Here is a 17,986-nt window from a genome sequence, read left to right as displayed (position 1 = left end):
TAGACAAGCGACCTATAATAAAAAAATTCGACCGTCATGTTTGACAGTCGAATCTTTTTATTCTTCATATTCAAGATGATTATGTCTTTTACAACCAAATAAATAGCAACCCCCTATATGATAAGTTTCAAATTCTAACCCTGGAACATATCCAGATTTGATACGTTCTATCATTTTTTTATAACAATTATTCTCTTCTGTATATTCCTCAATTAACTCTTTCTTATCTTTTTCTGTCCAGTTTTCTTCTACTTCTTCAGTCTGAACATCTTCTATTTCTGCTGTTTTCGCTTCGATAGATTCCCGTATCACTTCATTTATACGCGTGAAATTATTAGCTTTATATAGAGCATAAACAAATCTACCAATCCAATTGGGGCTTTCCCAAACTTCCTTGTATCCCCTTTCGAACCATTCAATTGCTTCTTTATAGCAATTCAACTCGACATATAAATCTGCTACATGAATTTCTCCTATAAGATCATCAGATTCCCTGTTAAAAGTATCTAACTTCTCTTTCGCTTCTGTCGTTCTCCCTAAATCAATTAAACATTTTACATAGCTATACATGATATAGTCCGAATCCCCTGCAACTCGCAAGAAAAATTCCGAAGCTTTTTCCAGCTCTCCAAGGTTATAATGAGCTACAGCTACATTGTGATATGCTTCATTGGATGGTTGAATGGATGGTTGAATGGAAATAGACTTTTGTAATACTTCTTTCGCTTCTTCCCACTTTTTTTGTTTTATGTAAATTTCCCCTAAGATGTTATAAGGAAAGTATGAGGAAGGATTCAACTGAACAACTTCTTTTATTAATTCAAGAGCTCTAGCATCATCCTCTTCCTCATAAAAGTACATCCAAGCAAGATTATTGAGAGATTGCACACCTCTAGATTCATGTACCGCTCGTTGAAATAGTTCCATTGCTTTCTCATATTCATTTTGTTCAAACATTTCAATTGCCTTCTCGTTAATGTTCAAGTAACTACCTCCGAAGTGAATCAATTCATCTATTCCATATTATTATTTTAAAATGTAACAATTTTAATTTCCATAAAAAATAAGTTCACTTCGTATTAAGTTCTTTCTCCTGTCTACATTTCATCATATATTTGGATATCCAATTCGTAATGATTTTAACAACACCGCTTTCGAAAGAAAATATATATCTACTGTAAAAATACTGATTTACAACAATAAGTAAACTTTTCAATCTCTCTTAAACTGGATATACACCCTGTTACATTTTACATATTAGGGTACAATTAAAATGAGTACTAGCTAAACATTTACGCTCCACACTAGCAGTCTAGCAATGCCAAAATCAAAAATCACTTGAAATTGGGGGATGTTATGAAAAAGAAATTAATTGTTCTTCTATTCATCGGAATCATATTATCAGGATGTTCAACTATAGCAGGAAATTCTTTAGAAACCGGAAACGGAAGTATGGAATTATTAACACCAACGATTACAACAAAAGATAATGAATTAGAAATTAAGACGGAAGGTATTGATGAAAATAAAGTAACTTTTATTTATGTCGCTAATAAAAAAGTATTGGAACAAAAAATAAAGAATAGTGAATCCTACAAACTTGATATTACAGGTATCAATGATGCTCATAGGACAGACTACAAGCCAAAAGTTCAACTTTTGCAGACTAAGGATGATAATAAAGATGGAGAGATGATAACTTTTAAGCAAGTTAGATATACAGTTAAAAACAATTAATTTTAGAGTTATTTCATTATAAATGTAACGTACGAAAATATACTTTTAACAGAGGGTAAATGTAAGGGGTGCTAACATGAAAAAACGATGGATTTCTTGGTGGATTGGTAACATATTTTGGATTATCCTTTTTGGAGTGTGGGCAGCTAGTATTTGGCTACTAGATGTCGATGGTGCTGGTGTTACTCAAACATCCGAAATTAAATCAATATCACTTATTGTTTTATTAATCGCGTTTATCATACCGATATTTATTCAAGTTATATGGCTAATCATTAATTTGAGGGTTAGTAGAAAAAACAATTATACGATTTAGTTTTTTAAATTAACAGATACATACTTTTTATAAAAAAGAGAGGAATCTAATTCGATTCCTCTCTTTTACATATGTGATTATGCCATGCTTTTAAAGCCGCACTATTCCCTTTTTACGATGCATGATCGTCTTTCTTCTTCTTCAACAACGCTCTCTTCTTCATCGCCTTCGTTAAATATCCGCCTTTAAACGAACGGATTTCATAAGAAGACATAAACGCTTTCGGTGCAATTTCATTAATAATTTCTAAAAGTTCTTTCTCTCTAGAGCGCTTTGCAACGATATCTAAGCGATAACGTATAGAATTAATTCCTTCACCTTCAAATACTGTAACGCCAAATCCACAGTGACGTAATTCATCTACTAATTCATTACAACGGTCTAGTAAACTAACTTGATACGTAATATATCCAATTGCTAATTTATTCTCTATATAACCGCCTAATAATAGTCCCGCACTAAAGCCGATGACATAGGCAACGATGTTCATCCAATTTGATAAATCTTGAAACACAATCCCTAAACTGACAATGTAAATAGCTCCTTCTAACAATCCTACACCAGCAGCGGATCTTGTTTGATTCTTTACAAGCAAAATCGTTCGGATTGTTAATACTGGAACATATATAATTTGAAGCACAAAAATAAGTAACGCTTGTAACATTGGTATCCACCTCTTTCAAAAAGTCTTTTGTCATAATAACATACATAACCTTTAGAAATCGATGGGTTTTTTAAAAATTTTTTATTATTTTTTATACTATTGAAAAGTGCAAAAAAGAAGCGTATCATATTTGTCGTTAATTTGATTACTTGTATAATATCGCTAAACTAAAAAAGGAACCCAATTAGGTCCCTTTCATCATAGCTCTATGTTTTTCGAAGCATGTTCCCTTTGCTTCTCTTCTTCTTTCACTAACTGAATATTTGCATAAGCTAAATTTGCAATCATTAAAAAGTGACCACCTAAAATACCTGTACCGAATGCCCACATTTCCATTTCATGCTCAATTTCATACATGATAATAGCTCCTAAAATAGCAGCTGCAAATCGGTTTAAAACTCCTAATCCAGGAGCCTTTTCCTTCATTACGATACTTTTTCCGAGCTTCTCCACTCTGCGAGCTAATAACCAAAGACAATAGGCACTTACTGCTAATCCAATACCAAACCCTGTCACTTGTTTTCCAAACGGAGTAATCGTCCACATAAGTAGTAAACCACTAAAGATCACATACAATTGTAATCGATATACACGTAAGGCTTCTTGAATCAAAATATCCGCTCCTAAGTTCTCATTTTTTGTACTTTAGAAGAAAAGCAGCAACTTACACAGTTGCTGCTTTCTCTTCTTCTTGTTCTTGTTCCATCTTACGAATTTCAACACGTTTAATTTGGTAAGCGTCTTTTTCTAACACTTTAAATTCATAACCTTCTGCCTCAACGTGTTGTCCTTCTTCGATTTCATGATTTTGCATCATAATCCATCCACCGATTGTATCCACATCATCTTCTTCGATGTGTAATCCAAATAAATCTTTCACTTCTGAGATAAGCACTTTTCCATCAACAATTTTATGGTGCTCATTCACATGTTGGATTGGTGGCGCTTCATCTTCATCATATTCGTCACGAATTTCGCCGACGATTTCCTCCAAGATGTCTTCAAGCGTTACAATTCCAGCTGTCCCTCCGTACTCATCATATAAAACAGCCATCGGAATTCGCTTCTTCTGCATTTGGAGTAATAAATCGTGAATTGGAGTCGTTTCCATCACTTCAATAATCGGACGCATATACGAGCGAATTGATGATAAATCTTTTTGATCTTCGGTCATATATCGAATAAAGAAATCTTTTACGTTAACCATACCGATAATATCATCTTTATCTTCTCCAAAAATCGGATAACGTGTGTATCGCTCATTTTGGATTACTTTCATGTGTTCTTCTACTGAATCTTCCAGGTAGAAACCAATGATTTCTGTTCGCGGTACCATAATCTCTTTTGCAATGCGATTATCAAATTCAAATATATTATTTACATACTTGTATTCAGCTTGATTAATTTCGCCACTTTCATAGCTATCTGAAAGAATAAGACGCAATTCTTCTTCTGTATGAGCTACTTCATGTTCAGAAGCTGGTTTCAAACCGAATAAACCAGTTATAATACGAGCTGAACCGTTTAATACCCAAATAAATGGATACATTACTTTATAGAACATCATTAATGGACCTGCCAATAATAACGTTACCCTTTCAGCCTTTTGAATTGCCATCGTTTTCGGAGCTAATTCCCCTACTACAACGTGTAAATACGTCATAATCATAAAAGCAAGACCAAATGTTAATACTGATGAAATAGAAGGATTTAAGTTCCATTTCTCAAATAACGGGTGTAATAACTTTTCGATTGTCGGTTCACCTAACCAACCTAATCCCATAGCTGTAACTGTAATACCTAATTGACAAGCAGATAAATATTCATCTAAATTTGTTGTTACTTTTTTCGCTGCTAAAGCACCGCGTTTTCCTTCCGCAACAAGCTGATCAATACGACTTGAACGTATCTTTACAATCGCAAACTCTGCTGCTACGAAAAATCCAGTAAATGCGATTAAAATCGCAACCATGACTAAATTAAATATTTCCAATGAATCCCCTTAGTTAAAAAACTAAGGTGTCCACCTCCTGTATACTATAATGTTTTCTTATTTGTTCGTTAGAAAACATAGCCCGATACAAAAATTAAAGAGGTCGGATTTCACTTATTCTATAATAATAGAGCAAGTGTCTGTATTAAAGCTGTCGTTTGACATGATAAAGATTTCGATATTTTTTCACGTTGTGAATCAGTCAATCCATCTAAAAGCGGCTTTAACTCTGTTAACTCTGCTTCTAATCGATGAATATGGTCTGTCACTTCATTCACTTGTTTCGAAACGTGTTCATTGATACCGAGCAGCTTCTTGTTCTCCTCGATTTTCTCTTTAATCTCACAAAGCGGCATATGCATTTCTTTGCACTTCTCAATAAATTGTAATGTCTCAAATGCTGTTTCGTCGTAATAGCGATAATTAGATTGAGATCGCTCCGCTTTCAAGATACCTAGATTCGTATAATAATCAATCGTTCGTTTCGACACGTGAGCCATGAGAGCCAACTGTCCGATTCGATACACCTTCCCAACGATCTTCCCCCCTTGTTTATATTACTACCATCATACAACACATAAACTGTACAGTCAAACGTGACGGTTTGTTGTTCACAATTTATACAAACTTACAAGATCAACCTACTATTACACCCGTAATTTACGGCTATACAATAAAATTACTAAACTATTACCTAATCACTATATAGCCCACACCTTTTAACCTTTCTTATTTAAAAGCATATCCTACTAATAACGATTGCCTGTATAGGAGGAGATTGACATAAAAAGGACTATCATTTCTCATTTTTATAACGAAGAGTATTTACTCCCATGGTGGCTTATGCATCACACAAAAATATTCGATCACGGTATTTTAATTAATAGAGGTTCTACTGATCGTTCCGTAGAGATTTGTAAACTACTCGCACCCCACTGGGAAGTGCGAGACTCCAGATTTCTTGAGTTTGATCCAACTAATACTGATATTGAAGTGATGGAAATTGAAAGAGAAGTTTCAGGTTGGAAAATCGTTTTAAATACTACAGAGTTCTTTTGTTGTAATAATAAAGAAGAGTTTTTCTCATCTCTTCATACACTAGGACAAAATATGTATGCGATTAGAATGATTTTAATGATAGATAGTCATATTTACAATTATTCAAAGCCAAGATATTCTATCCCATTAGTAGAACAACGATACCACGGTGTCTTCCCTTATAACCCAAAACTCGGGTGTGCTTGGAGATTTATTCATAATCATCTAGATGGTGCATATTTACCTGGTAGACATTATTCACGGCACGGGAATATAGTTTATGACTACCCTTCATTTATTTTAAAATTTTATTTTAGCCCTTGGAATGAACAGTCCAAGGCAAGAAAATTACAAATTACACCTACCCTTTCAAAAATGGGTATTCAAATGGGACTTCAAACACATTACGGTCAATCTCCTGAAGAATTGGAAACCCGTTTTTTAGAACTTAGTAACGTAACACAAGACCTCCGTAATAATCCTGAATATCAAGAATTATTTCCAAAGTTCAAACCTTAATGTTTTCTGCCTTGCCATCACCTCACACAATTTCATCCGTTTAATCAAAAACAATCTCATTTGCATAAAATATGAATACTGTATATATAATAAATTTTTATTTTAGGAGGAAAAAATGAAAGCTGTTATTCTTGCTGGTGGGTACGGTACAAGAATTGGGGAAGAAACACATTTAAAACCAAAACCTATGATTGAAATTGGAACGAAACCTATTCTATGGCACATTATGAGTTTGTATAGTCATTACGGGATTACTGAGTTTATTATTTGCTTAGGCTATAAAGGATATGCAATTAAAGAGTTCTTTCTAAATTACAACTTACACATGTCCGATTTCACAATACATTTAAGCGATAACACAATTACTAGCCACTCTCATCGTGTAGAACCATGGAAAGTTACATTAATCGATACTGGTCTTAATACCGAAACGGGTGGACGAGTGAAAAAGATTCAAAACTATGTCGGAGACGAACCTTTCTGCCTCACTTATGGCGATGGATTAAGTAACGTAAATATAAAAGAACTTATTGCATTTCATAAAAAACATGGAAAAATGGCAACTGTTACCGCCGTACAACCTCCTGGTAGATTCGGTTCTCTCATATTAGATAAACAGTCTGTCACATCTTTTCAAGAGAAGCCACTCGGGGATGGCGGATGGGTTAACGGTGGATTTTTCGTTTTAAATCCTGAAGTTTTCAATTACATTAGTGGCGATAAGTCTGTTTTTGAAACAGACACTTTAGTTCAGTTAGTAAACAAAAATGAACTATCAGCATATCAACATACTGGTTTTTGGCATCCGATGGATACATTGCGCGATAAAAATAAATTAGTCGAGCTATGGGAAAGTAATAACGCTCCGTGGAAGGTTTGGTAATATGGCTTCATCATCTTTTTGGAATAAGAAAATAGTATTTATTACAGGGCATACTGGTTTTAAAGGCTCCTGGCTCACCCTTTTTTTAACTTCTTTAGGTGCAGAAGTAGTTGGCTTTTCTTCTCATCCCCCATCCATTCCTAACCTTTTTGAACAAGGTAACGTAGCAAAAGAATGTATAACAATTCATGGCGATATTACTGATTACGATTCTTTATTCCACGCCCTAAAACAACATAATCCAGACATACTATTTCATTTAGCAGCCCAGCCAATCGTCACCACTTCATATAAAAATCCTATCGAAACATTTAAAACGAATGTTTTAGGCACTGTTCACGTATTAGAAGCGGCAAAACATATAGAAAGTATACGTGGCATCATTAATGTTACAAGTGATAAATGTTATGAAAATGACGGGAGCGGTAACCGGGCATTCGTGGAAAGCGACCGGCTAGGAGGTTTCGATCCTTATAGTGCTAGCAAAGCTTGCGCTGAAATAGTGGCAACATCCTTTCAAAAATCATTCTTCCGCACTAATACTCAGAAACTTGCCTCAGTAAGAGCAGGTAACGTCATCGGCGGTGGTGATTGGGCAGAAGACCGATTATTCCCAGATGTCATTCGTGCATATTTACAAGATGGTACATTAACTATTAGAAACAAAAACGCTATTCGCCCGTGGCAACACGTATTAGATCCTTTACATGGCTATATCCTTTTAGCTGAAAAACTTTGGACAGACGCTGAATATGCGGAAGCGTGGAATTTCGGTCCAATGAATGAACCTAACAGAACAGTTCATGATGTCATTCAAACTATAATAAAATTATGGAATAAAACACTAACAATCCTCTCTCCTCCTACAAACACGCCTTATGAATCACCTATTTTAACACTCGACAGTACAAAAGCTATAAATAAACTCGGTTGGACACCTAAGTTATCAACAGACCATTCTATCGCTTGGACAGTTGATTGGTACAAAAAATATGCATCTGGTGAAAATATAGAATCTTTCACGCGACAACAAATCGATACATTCAAAAATTTATAAGGGGGCTATAAAATGGAACAGAAAAAATGCCGTTTTTGCCACTCATTACTCACAAATACTTTTTTAGATTTAGGTGTTTCCCCTCTCGCTAATTCATTTGTAGCTCCAGAAAACTCCTATAAAATGGAACCATTTTATCCATTGCACACATTTGTTTGTCACTCTTGTTTACTTGTACAATTAGATGAATTTGAATCTCCGCACAATATTTTTCATGAGTATTTATACTTTAGCTCTTACTCATCAAGCTGGCTACTGCATGCTAAGCAATATGTAGAAATGGCAATTAAGCGTTTTAACTTAACAAACCATTCGCAAGTTATCGAAATCGCAAGTAATGATGGATACTTATTACAATACTTTCAAAAAGAAAAGATCGAAACATTAGGCATTGAACCAGCCAAAAACGTAGCAGAAATCGCTATGCAAAAAGGAATTTCTACTGAAGTAAATTTTTTCAGCAATGACTTAGCAAAAAAATTACCACAAGCTGATTTAATTATCGCAAATAACGTATTAGCACACGTTCCGAACTTGCATGATTTTGTCGCCGGTTTAAAAACGTTATTAAAACAAGATGGGACGATAACAATTGAATTCCCGCATTTATTAAACCTCATCTCCTTTAAGCAGTTTGATACGATCTACCATGAGCACTTCTCCTATTTCTCACTTATAAGCCTTCAAAAAATTTTAGCTCATCATCATTTACAAATTGTCGATGTAGAAGAACTCTCAACGCACGGTGGTTCCTTGCGTATTTTTATAAACCATCATAATGCCTCATCCACTATCCACCCCAATGTTACAAAATTAATCCAAAAAGAAGTCGATTACGGGCTAGATACATTAGATTGCTATCTCCTTTTTTCTAAACGCATAGAACAATTAAAAATAAGTATTTTACAGTTTTTTATCGAAGCAAAAGCTTTAAACAAACAAATTATCGGTTACGGTGCGCCAGCTAAAGGAAACACTCTTTTAAATTATTGCGGGATAGGAAAAGAATTTCTAACTTATACAGTAGATAAAAACCCTCACAAACAAAATCTTCTTCTACCAGGAACCCGCATTCCAATAAAATCTCCAGAAGAAATAAAACGTACAAAACCTGATTACATTCTCATACTTCCTTGGAATTTGAAAGATGAAATTATGAAAGAATGCTCTTTCATTCGTGAATGGGGCGGCAAATTTTTAGTAACAATACCAGAAGTTGAGGTAATTGAGCCATGAAAAAAATCCTTGTAACAGGCGGTAGTGGATGGATTGGTAAATACGTTGTACATTCTCTTATTCAAAAGGGCTATGAAGTGCACGCCACTTACAATACAAATAAGCCTTCTCACCTTTCTTGCCATTGGCATAAAGTAAACTTACTTTGCGATGAAGAGGTAAAAAAACTCATTTACGACATGAAACCTAGTTATCTCATTCATTTAGCTTGGGAAGCAGTACCGCCAGCATGCTACGTATCCATTAATAATTACTATTGGCTTACATCCAGCATCTCATTGATTCAACACTTCACAACATGCGGTGGAAAGCGAGTCGTCGTTGCAGGTACTGGCGCAGAATATGAATGGTTTAACGGTGTACTATTTGAAGATTCACCCTTACTTTCCTATAAAACCCCGTATTCATTATGTAAAAACACACTACACTCCTGGCTACAAACGTACGCCGAGCAAACAGGCCTCAGCATGTGTTGGGGCCGCATTTTTCATATGTATGGACCTCACGAACAAGGGAATCGGCTCGTTTCTAACATCATCACTTCCTTATTAAAAAATGAGGAAGCACTATGTACACATGGAAAACAATCAAGAGATTTCCTCCATGTGAGCGACGTCGCTGATGCTCTCGTAACAGTATTAGAACGCAATGTTACAGGCACAATCAATATCGCTTCTGGTCAATCTGTACAAATTAAAGAGTTAGCTTCTATCATCGCTAAAAAGATAGGAAAAGAACATTTAATTAAACTAGGTGCAATCCCTTTCTCTAAAGATGAACCTTTATTTGTCGGGGTTAATGTAGAACGTTTAAAAACTGAAGTAAATTGGAAACCAACATACGATCTAAATACAGGTATCGAAGAAACAATTTTATGGTGGGAATCATCTATACAAAAACATACCGATATGCAGCACTAAAACGTAAATCTTGCGCTCCTCTCGCTAAATCCTTATACCATTCTTCTAATTTTTCCGGCGTAATAATATGGTGCGTACCCATTCCTCCATGCTTACTAGCTTCAGAAAGCGTCGGACCAATTTGTAACTTTCTCTTTCTCATCGCATCGTTCCACGGACTAAATCCAAACCATAATATACAAGCAAGAGGCGGATAGATCATAGATTCATGCGCTGATAAATGTCTTCCAACCGTATAACTTCCGTGTTCATGATTATGAATAAATCTACCTCTTCTCCATAACGGCCAATCTTCTGGTAAATAACCGTGAAATCGCTGTTTCATTAAAGGGATTCCAAAGTTAAGGTCCGGATAATTATAGTTAGGATCATCAACCATAATAAGCCCTTCCAGCCAATACATCCTCCCTCCCAATTCATTTAGTGATTTCCAAAACTGGTTTTTATCTTGCACACAAAGAAACTCGGTCGTATTTAAAATGATTTTCCAACCTTGTACTTCTTGTTCTACCCTCATCACTTCATGATCTGTCGCATATGCATCAAACTCTGGATTTGTAGAATCTCGCACTTCCCAATGCGGTGCGAATTTTTTACAAATCTCAACCGAACGATCTGTTGAACCTTTATTAATTAAAATGCCATGATCAAACAGTTTCGTATGATGCATAAGCCACCACGGTAATAAATACTCTTCATTGTAAAAATGAGAAATAACAGTTGTAGTTATAACAATCTCCTCCACTTTCTCTATTAATCTACTTTTTCATCCTACTCTTAATATACTTATCAAGTATGTAATTGGTTTCTTTTATTTTAAAAATATGTTTTTCTACCATATACTATGCTTTCTTAGACAACCACCATTTCCATTTTCTAAAGAAACATCCCAATAAACTGAAAATTAAGTTATAATATCATTATAAAATTACGAAGGAGGAATGCACGCATGTACTACAACACTTCATTCGAAAACGATCAACCAGTAGGCCGTCTATAAACTAAGACGGGCATTCATATAACACATACACTATGCCTCGTCTTAGGGAACTCATAATACCCTAAAAATAGACGGAGGTACTTTACATGAAACAAACAATTTTAGGAGCTATATGTTTATCACTAGCAGCAAGTATATGGGGCGGTATGTACGTTGTTAGTAAATACGTACTCGACTTTATCCCACCGCTGACACTCGTTTGGTTACGCTTTATTATCGCTTTCGTTGTTTTATATGCATTTTTGAAAATAACAGAGAAAAAGCAAAAGAAAAAAGTGACCATTCGCAAAAAAGATTGGCTATTATTCGCTTGGGTTGGATTTATCGGATACTTCATTTCGATCACTTGTCAATTTATCGGAACAAAATTATCCGACGCTCATACAGGATCTTTAGTAACATCTGCTACACCTGCATTTATGATTATATTTGCAGCAAGCATTTTAAAAGAAAAACTAACCGCTCGTAGACTGTTATCTACTATAATAGCGACAATCGGTGTTATTATCGTAATCGGATGGGATATTGAAATTGGCTCCTATTTTATCGGAACAATTATATTAGTCGGGGCTGCTATTACGTGGGCTTTACTATCTATTTATGTGAAGATTGCTTCAGCCAAATTTTCATCTTTAGTTATTACAACGTACGCCATATTCTTTTCACTCTTTTTCATTACACCTTTTATGCTATGGGAATTCCAATCAAGCCCTATTGAACATATAAACATGTATGTGCTATTAGGCGTAATTTATTTAGGAATCGTCTCAACGGCAGGTGCCTTTTTCCTTTGGAATAAAGGATTAGAACTAATGGATGCAAGCATCGGTTCCTTATTTTTCTTCTTCCAACCTATCGTCGGATCATTACTTGGCTGGCTCTTATTAAATGAGACATTAAATAGTAGCTTTTTTATTGGTGGTATTCTTATTATATGTAGCGTTTTAATTACTACTTTTGAAAAGAAATAAAAAAACAGGCAGAGATTCTTAGTCTCTGCCTGTTCGTATAAACTCACTGTTTACGCACTCCAATGCGCGGGACGGGATAACAATTCCGGCAATTTCGTATGTTTATCCCCTTTCGCCGCATTAATTTGAACTTGCGTAAGAAAAATACTATTTGTAAAGTCTGCTCCGCGAACATCTGCATCTCTTAAATCTGCTCCGATGAGATCCGCCCCGCGTAAGTCTGCTCCATTTAAGTTAGCCGCAATTAAATAAGCACCCCTTAAATTCGCGCCTTGTAAATTTTTCTTTTTCAGGTTTGCTCCCATAAGATCAGCTCCGCGGTGAATGATTCGTTTCTTACGCGTCGCATTCATTTCCTTCCAAACTAGCTCACTCGTTTCTAAAAGTAAAACATTTACTTCTGCACGGTGTAATGGAATATTTACTTTCATTAACTCGTCCGCATTTAAATTCGAAAGTCGCTCTGTCTCTTCAATCGCTTTACTTAGTTCTTTATGAATTGGCTGCGTCGCCTTTAATAGAATCGCCTCATTCAAATACCAAAGCATTTCATGGAGCTGATGCATAACCGGAAAAGCATCATACATTTTTCTCGCATGCTTAGCATCTTTCCGCCAATCAATCCCTTTAAACGTAACTTGAGAAATCTTCTGCCCAGCACCGAAACATTCAAATACTGTACAACCTTTATAACCTTTTCCTCTAAGATTTTTATGTATACTACATTTAAAATCTGATTGTAAATTGGAACATGGTTTACCACCATCTTTATTCACTGCAAAATCTACCGATGCTGCGAACGGTAACGCCACGCAACATAGACCGAAGCATTTTTCGCAGTTTGCTTTTAAATGATCGTTATGATTAGTCAAAATGTATACCCCCTGTTGTCTTTTGACTATTTCATAATATTCCAACTGCACAAAATAATCAATTTTAAAATAAATTGGCATCTTTCATTTCAAATCACAACTTTATCATTCGATTTCCTTTCAATTGAAAAAGACTAATTCTATCTAATGAATTATAATTAAATTATAAATTTTCAAACAAAAGGAGAATTAGTATGGCACTAGAAATGAAAACAAACTGTCAAATTTGCGATCAATCGCTCGAGCAAGATTCTGAAGCTTACATTTGTGTATATGAATGTACATTTTGCGCACCATGTACAGAAGAAAGACAAAACGTTTGTCCAAACTGCGGCGGCGAATTAGTACGTAGACCGAAAAAGAAACAGTAAAAAGCAAAGCGATATCGCTTTGCTTTTTACTGTTTTCTGAGTATATGAAATTATATCGAACACAACTTAAACATTTAAAAATTTAACACAAACAGGCTCTGGCACAGCAACATCAGATTGTAAAAGTGTTAACTTTCCTGTAGATTCATCTCTTGAAAATAGCACAAGATTATGTGACTTTTCATTTGTAGCAACAAGGAACTTTTCAGTAGGATCTAATACAAAGTCTCTTGGCCAATTTCCTTCTGTAGATGTATGTTCAACAAATGTAAGCTCACCTGAATTTTGATCTACGCTATAAACAGCGATACTATTATGGCCACGATTACCTGCATATACAAAACGGCCGTCAGAAGAAATATGAATCGCACTTCCTTGATTATTTTCATCAAAATCTGCTGGAATAGTAGAAATATACTGTAATTCTGTAAAGGTCCCTTCTTCCGCATTATATGTTAATACGATAACCTCTGAACTCAGCTCAGTCATCACATACGCATACTTTCCATTCGGATGAAAAGTAATATGTCTCGGCCCACTTCCTGGATTTACAGATAAGCTATTCACTTCTGTTAATGCACTACCTTTTATTTCATACGTAATTATTTTATCTATCCCTAAATCAACGCCCACTACATATTTTTCATCAGGAGTATATCCCGCGTAATGTGCATGTGGTTTTTCTTGTCTTTCTTTATTCGGACCTGAACCTTCATGCGCCATAATAGATGAAGCAGGATTTACAGTTCCATCTTCTTCATTAACTACAAAAGACTCAATCGTTCCTTTATGGTAATTTGCTGTAACTACCGTATGATTTCCACTATCAACGCTCACATGACAAGGAGAAGCCCCTTCTACTACTTGTCTGTTTTCTGCCTTTAACTCTCCAGTTTTACTATCAATTGAATAAGCAGCTACACCACCAGATTCTCCTTCCTTAACAACGGAATAGAGATATTCATTATTTCGGTTAATCGTTACATATGTAGGGTTATCCAGCTTAGCCGCAAGTGTTACATTACTAATTTTTTTTGCTTCCGCATCTAACGTAAACTTATATATTCCTTCACTATTTTCTTTCGTGTATGTTCCAACATATCCAATAAACTCTTTGTTATCCTTCATTTTCATAACCCTCTCTCCCTATATTTTTCGTTCATCATACTTCTTAAAATATTTTATGTTGAAAGAGTATCCTAAAAAATCGGAGTACCTCTTTATACGTTACCATATTTTCTTAGTAAATAGCTTTTAAACCCACTTTTTTTGATACGCTGCTATACTTTCATATTCTTCTTCCAAGTGACGGGACAGACGAATATAGATTGGTGTTAAATCTTTATATTTTTCCACACTTTCAATGTTTGGTTCATGGTGGAAATTCGCACCTACCATTTCAGTAACTACATGTAACGTATCTACTTCACCTAAACTATATAAACCGAGGATTGCAGCTCCTAAGCAAGAGCTTTCGAAACTTTCAGGAACATATACGTCTTGATGAAGAATATCCGCCATCATCTGTCTCCAAAGTTCTGACCTTGCAAAACCGCCTGTTGCTTGAATTTTTTTCGGTTCGCCAATTAGCTCTTTTAAAGCGAGAAGAACGGTATATAAGTTATAAATTACTCCTTCTAATACAGCACGAATAAGATGTTCTTTCTTATGATGTAATCCGAGTCCAAAAAAAGATCCTCGCGCATTCGCATTCCATAAAGGAGCTCTTTCCCCTGCTAAATACGGATGAAATAATAAACCGTCAGATCCAGGATTTACTTTTGCTGCTATTTCAGTAAGCACTTCATATGGATCTTTCCCTAAACGCTTCGCAAGTTCAATCTCTGAAGTGCCTAATTGGTCACGAGCCCATCTGAAAATCATACCACCGTTATTAACTGGTCCACCGATTACCCAATGGTCTTCAGTTAAGGCATAACAAAAAATTCTACCTTTTGGATCTGTCACAGGACAATTTGTTACAGCACGTATCGCACCGCTTGTACCAATTGTAACAGCCACAACCCCAGGATCTATTGCATTTACGCCTAAATTCGATAGCACTCCATCACTCGCTCCTACTACAAAGGGCGTAGAAACAAGTACATTCATCTCTTTTGCAAGTTCTTCATCTAATCCTATTAAGCTGTGCGTCGTTGGAACAAGTTTAGAAAGCTTTTCATCTGAAATCCCTGCAACACGAAGAGCTTCCTCATCCCATTTTAAAGATTTCAAATTGAACATTCCTGTTGCTGATGCTATAGAATAATCAATTACATATTCTTTATATAACTTATAAAACACATATTCTTTAATAGAAATGAATTTATAACTTTTTGCAAACAATTCTGCCTGCTCATTCTGTAACCAAACTAATTTCGAAAGTGGTGACATAGGATGAATTGGCGTGCCAGTACGAAGATAAATTTCATGACCATTCCTATCATTCTTTATTTTCTCTGCCCAGCTTGCGCTTCTATTATCTGCCCAAGTAATACATCTCGTTAATGGATTTCCTTTTTCATCTATAGCAATGATACTATGCATTGCCGAACTAAAAGAGACACAAAGAATATCAATGGGCTGTACTTTACTCGATTGCACAGTTTCTTTAATCGTATGTATCACTGCTTGAAAAATCTCTTCCGGATCTTGTTCTGCTATTTCAGGCGTAGGAGAATATAAAGGATATTCAATTCCATGACTTGCAATAACAGATCCATCAGTAGAAAATAGAACTGATTTTGTACTAGTTGTCCCAATGTCTACACCAATCATATATTTTGAGCTCACCATTTCTTCCTCCTAACAAAAAATTGCTACAGTATCCCACCATAAAAATAAATTCCTTTTATCTACTGATAACGTTGTATGCCACAATTATCTAAATAGAAACATCTTTATTTTAAACAAACATATCGAGTAGTAAAACGCCTCCAAAAGCGATAAATGAAAGTAATGTTTCTAATACCGTCCATGTTTTAAATGTTTCTTTCACTGTTAAACCTAGGTATTCTTTTACCATCCAGAACCCAGCATCGTTTACGTGTGAAAACATGAGTGCTCCTGCACCTGTTGCAATGACGAGTAACTCTAAATTTACACCTGTCGTATTTTCAACGATTGGAGAGACGATGCCCGCTGCTGTTGTTAAGGCGACTGTCGCTGACCCTGTCGCAATTCGAATTAATCCAGCTACTATAAATGCTAATACAATTGGAGATAGAGCTAAATGTTCAGACATTTGAGCAATAGCATTCCCTACGCCACTATCGATAAGAATTTGCTTAAATCCGCCGCCAGCACCAATAATCGCAACAATAGAACCGATTGGTAATAAGCTATCTTCTGTTACCTTCTTAATAGCCTTTTTATCGATACCTTGACGAAATCCAAGAAAATAGAAAGCTGCAAAACATGCAATCAAAAGCGCAATGATAGGACTACCGATTAATGTGACAATCTTCATTAAAGTATTAGAAAGCGGAACATAAGGAGCTGCTGCTGCTAACACCATTAACATAACGGGTAACAATATAACTAAAAATGAAACTCCTATTCCTGGTAATTTCGTTGATTTTGTATTTACACGTATCAATTCTGGTTCATTTTCAGGAATTACACGTTTGTGAATCCATTTAGCGAATATAGGACCTGCAATAATCGCTGCAAAAAATGTAATAATGAGTGAATAAAGAAGTACCTTCCCAAGGTTCGCTTTATAAATACCAATTGCAACGATTGCCCCTGGATGCGGAGGAACAAGGCCGTGTACGACAGATAACCCAGCAATTGCTGGTAATGCTATCAATAAAATATTTTGTCTCGTTGTTTTATGAATAGAAATTACTAACGGCAATAATATTAAAATGCCTACTTCAAAAAACACCGGAATTCCAATAATAAAACCTGCAATTAACATCGCCCATGGTAAGTTTTTTATTCCAAAGGATTTAATAAAGAACTCTGCCACCTGCATTCCAGCACCTGACTCTGCCATCATTTTCCCTAGAATTGTACCTAATACTAAAATACCTACTAAATGCCCGAGAACACTTCCGACTCCCGTTTCATAAGCGCTCACTATTTTATCCATTGGCATTCCAGACATAATTGCTAAAAACAAACTTGCAATCGTTAAACTAATAAACGCATGCCACCTCCACCACGATACTCCTAAAATAACAATTACAATTGATAATAATGTAATCATTAAAAGGTACATATTCATACTCAGTTCCACCCCTCTATGTAAACCCTTTCAAAATTACTATACAATTAAGAGAACTTATATAGTTCTTTCTTGAGTAAGAGATATTTTCACATAATAATGATTTATATAAAAAGAATCTCCCTTATCAGAGATACACGTTAACTACTCTCTCTAATAAGGGGATTTCTCTTTAATA

The 17,986-nt window shown here is 35.4% G+C and carries 19 protein-coding genes; 9 read left to right on the top strand and 10 right to left on the bottom strand.

The genetic code is table 11. From position 1 onward, the window contains the following. Nucleotides 1-57: 57 nt before the first annotated feature. Nucleotides 58-984: a tetratricopeptide repeat protein gene (locus JDS98_RS21080; protein ID WP_199634291.1), complete on the bottom strand. Its 927-nt coding sequence runs from the start codon at nucleotides 982-984 to the stop codon at nucleotides 58-60. Nucleotides 985-1,356: 372 nt separating this feature from the next. Here JDS98_RS21080 and JDS98_RS21075 point away from each other — a divergent pair, with 372 nt between their 5' ends. Further along, on the top strand, nucleotides 1,357-1,737 hold the full coding sequence (locus tag JDS98_RS21075) for a hypothetical protein (protein ID WP_141556016.1): 381 nt from the start codon (nucleotides 1,357-1,359) through the stop codon (nucleotides 1,735-1,737). A gap of 76 nt (nucleotides 1,738-1,813) precedes the next feature. Beyond that, complete coding sequence (locus JDS98_RS21070) at nucleotides 1,814-2,053, top strand: DUF3923 family protein (RefSeq protein WP_199634290.1); 240 nt, start codon at nucleotides 1,814-1,816, stop codon at nucleotides 2,051-2,053. A gap of 112 nt (nucleotides 2,054-2,165) precedes the next feature. On the opposite strand, the gene JDS98_RS21065 is transcribed toward JDS98_RS21070, so the two are convergent. The 4 genes from JDS98_RS21065 to JDS98_RS21050 all read right to left on the bottom strand — a co-directional run bounded on the left by JDS98_RS21065 (nucleotide 2,166) and on the right by JDS98_RS21050 (nucleotide 5,210). Further along, nucleotides 2,166-2,717, bottom strand: coding sequence for a DUF2179 domain-containing protein (locus tag JDS98_RS21065; protein WP_000938448.1), 552 nt, complete (start codon nucleotides 2,715-2,717; stop codon nucleotides 2,166-2,168). Between the two features lie 198 nt (nucleotides 2,718-2,915). Continuing rightward, the gene (locus JDS98_RS21060; protein ID WP_023522542.1) at nucleotides 2,916-3,329 is read right to left on the bottom strand and encodes an ATP synthase subunit I; all 414 of its coding nucleotides are present in this window, start codon (nucleotides 3,327-3,329) and stop codon (nucleotides 2,916-2,918) included. 52 nt (nucleotides 3,330-3,381) lie between these two features. Beyond that, nucleotides 3,382-4,710 carry a hemolysin family protein gene (locus JDS98_RS21055; RefSeq protein WP_087970353.1) on the bottom strand — a complete coding sequence of 443 codons (1,329 nt, stop codon included), beginning with the start codon at nucleotides 4,708-4,710 and terminating at the stop codon, nucleotides 3,382-3,384. Nucleotides 4,711-4,829: 119 nt separating this feature from the next. Then, nucleotides 4,830-5,210, bottom strand: a complete 381-nt coding sequence (locus JDS98_RS21050) for a MerR family transcriptional regulator (RefSeq protein ID WP_002039109.1) — start codon at nucleotides 5,208-5,210, stop codon at nucleotides 4,830-4,832. A 343-nt stretch (nucleotides 5,211-5,553) separates the two neighbouring features. Here JDS98_RS21050 and JDS98_RS21045 point away from each other — a divergent pair, with 343 nt between their 5' ends. The 5 genes from JDS98_RS21045 to JDS98_RS21025 all read left to right on the top strand — a co-directional run bounded on the left by JDS98_RS21045 (nucleotide 5,554) and on the right by JDS98_RS21025 (nucleotide 10,363). After that, nucleotides 5,554-6,267 (top strand): hypothetical protein, encoded by a 714-nt coding sequence (locus JDS98_RS21045; protein WP_000546526.1) that lies wholly within the window; start codon nucleotides 5,554-5,556, stop codon nucleotides 6,265-6,267. 115 nt (nucleotides 6,268-6,382) lie between these two features. Further along, on the top strand, nucleotides 6,383-7,150 hold the full coding sequence (rfbF, locus tag JDS98_RS21040) for a glucose-1-phosphate cytidylyltransferase (protein WP_098912564.1): 768 nt from the start codon (nucleotides 6,383-6,385) through the stop codon (nucleotides 7,148-7,150). Nucleotide 7,151: 1 nt separating this feature from the next. After that, entirely contained in the window at nucleotides 7,152-8,207 is a 1,056-nt protein-coding gene (gene rfbG, locus JDS98_RS21035; RefSeq protein WP_199634289.1) for a CDP-glucose 4,6-dehydratase, read from the top strand. A 12-nt stretch (nucleotides 8,208-8,219) separates the two neighbouring features. Next, nucleotides 8,220-9,443 (top strand): class I SAM-dependent methyltransferase, encoded by a 1,224-nt coding sequence (locus tag JDS98_RS21030; protein ID WP_098912562.1) that lies wholly within the window; start codon nucleotides 8,220-8,222, stop codon nucleotides 9,441-9,443. Further along, on the top strand, nucleotides 9,440-10,363 hold the full coding sequence (locus tag JDS98_RS21025; RefSeq protein WP_000723109.1) for an NAD-dependent epimerase/dehydratase family protein: 924 nt from the start codon (nucleotides 9,440-9,442) through the stop codon (nucleotides 10,361-10,363). The genes JDS98_RS21030 and JDS98_RS21025 overlap by 4 nt, the downstream gene beginning before the upstream one ends. Here the strand turns inward: JDS98_RS21025 and JDS98_RS21020 are convergent. Beyond that, entirely contained in the window at nucleotides 10,332-11,108 is a 777-nt protein-coding gene (locus JDS98_RS21020; protein ID WP_087970350.1) for a glycosyltransferase family 2 protein, read from the bottom strand. The two genes, JDS98_RS21025 and JDS98_RS21020, sit on opposite strands and share 32 nt — an antisense overlap. 341 nt (nucleotides 11,109-11,449) lie before the next feature. Between JDS98_RS21020 and JDS98_RS21015 the strand changes: the two genes are divergently transcribed. After that, complete coding sequence (locus JDS98_RS21015) at nucleotides 11,450-12,334, top strand: DMT family transporter (RefSeq protein ID WP_098912561.1); 885 nt, start codon at nucleotides 11,450-11,452, stop codon at nucleotides 12,332-12,334. A 50-nt stretch (nucleotides 12,335-12,384) separates the two neighbouring features. On the opposite strand, the gene JDS98_RS21010 is transcribed toward JDS98_RS21015, so the two are convergent. Beyond that, nucleotides 12,385-13,206 carry a pentapeptide repeat-containing protein gene (locus JDS98_RS21010; RefSeq protein ID WP_097959650.1) on the bottom strand — a complete coding sequence of 274 codons (822 nt, stop codon included), beginning with the start codon at nucleotides 13,204-13,206 and terminating at the stop codon, nucleotides 12,385-12,387. Nucleotides 13,207-13,400: 194 nt separating this feature from the next. On the opposite strand from JDS98_RS21010, the gene JDS98_RS21005 reads away from it, so the two are divergent. Further along, on the top strand, nucleotides 13,401-13,577 hold the full coding sequence (locus JDS98_RS21005) for a DUF1272 domain-containing protein (protein ID WP_001162791.1): 177 nt from the start codon (nucleotides 13,401-13,403) through the stop codon (nucleotides 13,575-13,577). 66 nt (nucleotides 13,578-13,643) lie between these two features. On the opposite strand, the gene JDS98_RS21000 is transcribed toward JDS98_RS21005, so the two are convergent. The 3 genes from JDS98_RS21000 to gntP all read right to left on the bottom strand — a co-directional run bounded on the left by JDS98_RS21000 (nucleotide 13,644) and on the right by gntP (nucleotide 17,808). Further along, entirely contained in the window at nucleotides 13,644-14,711 is a 1,068-nt protein-coding gene (locus tag JDS98_RS21000) for a lactonase family protein (RefSeq protein ID WP_199634288.1), read from the bottom strand. Nucleotides 14,712-14,831: 120 nt separating this feature from the next. Next, nucleotides 14,832-16,373 (bottom strand): gluconokinase, encoded by a 1,542-nt coding sequence (gene gntK / locus JDS98_RS20995; RefSeq protein ID WP_199634287.1) that lies wholly within the window; start codon nucleotides 16,371-16,373, stop codon nucleotides 14,832-14,834. Nucleotides 16,374-16,482: 109 nt separating this feature from the next. Continuing rightward, complete coding sequence (gene gntP, locus JDS98_RS20990; RefSeq protein ID WP_001057626.1) at nucleotides 16,483-17,808, bottom strand: gluconate permease GntP; 1,326 nt, start codon at nucleotides 17,806-17,808, stop codon at nucleotides 16,483-16,485. Nucleotides 17,809-17,986: the final 178 nt, after the last annotated feature.

This window comes from Bacillus cereus group sp. N11 (assembly GCF_016483605.1).
GTDB lineage: Bacteria > Bacillota > Bacilli > Bacillales > Bacillaceae_G > Bacillus_A > Bacillus_A toyonensis.
Note: the sequence above shows the minus strand (reverse complement) of the source record. Positions and strands in the feature narration are given on the sequence as shown.

Coding starts and splice junctions, on each gene's coding strand:
- JDS98_RS21075 (WP_141556016.1), top strand. CDS start 1,357: ATGAAAAAGAAATTAATTGTTCTTCTATTCATCGGAATCATATTATCA.
- JDS98_RS21070 (WP_199634290.1), top strand. CDS start 1,814: ATGAAAAAACGATGGATTTCTTGGTGGATTGGTAACATATTTTGGATT.
- JDS98_RS21065 (WP_000938448.1), bottom strand. CDS start 2,717: ATGTTACAAGCGTTACTTATTTTTGTGCTTCAAATTATATATGTTCCA.
- JDS98_RS21050 (WP_002039109.1), bottom strand. CDS start 5,210: ATGGCTCACGTGTCGAAACGAACGATTGATTATTATACGAATCTAGGT.
- JDS98_RS21045 (WP_000546526.1), top strand. CDS start 5,554: ATGCATCACACAAAAATATTCGATCACGGTATTTTAATTAATAGAGGT.
- rfbF (WP_098912564.1), top strand. CDS start 6,383: ATGAAAGCTGTTATTCTTGCTGGTGGGTACGGTACAAGAATTGGGGAA.
- rfbG (WP_199634289.1), top strand. CDS start 7,152: ATGGCTTCATCATCTTTTTGGAATAAGAAAATAGTATTTATTACAGGG.
- JDS98_RS21030 (WP_098912562.1), top strand. CDS start 8,220: ATGGAACAGAAAAAATGCCGTTTTTGCCACTCATTACTCACAAATACT.
- JDS98_RS21025 (WP_000723109.1), top strand. CDS start 9,440: ATGAAAAAAATCCTTGTAACAGGCGGTAGTGGATGGATTGGTAAATAC.
- JDS98_RS21015 (WP_098912561.1), top strand. CDS start 11,450: ATGAAACAAACAATTTTAGGAGCTATATGTTTATCACTAGCAGCAAGT.
- JDS98_RS21005 (WP_001162791.1), top strand. CDS start 13,401: ATGGCACTAGAAATGAAAACAAACTGTCAAATTTGCGATCAATCGCTC.
- JDS98_RS21000 (WP_199634288.1), bottom strand. CDS start 14,711: ATGAAAATGAAGGATAACAAAGAGTTTATTGGATATGTTGGAACATAC.
- gntK (WP_199634287.1), bottom strand. CDS start 16,373: ATGGTGAGCTCAAAATATATGATTGGTGTAGACATTGGGACAACTAGT.
- gntP (WP_001057626.1), bottom strand. CDS start 17,808: ATGAATATGTACCTTTTAATGATTACATTATTATCAATTGTAATTGTT.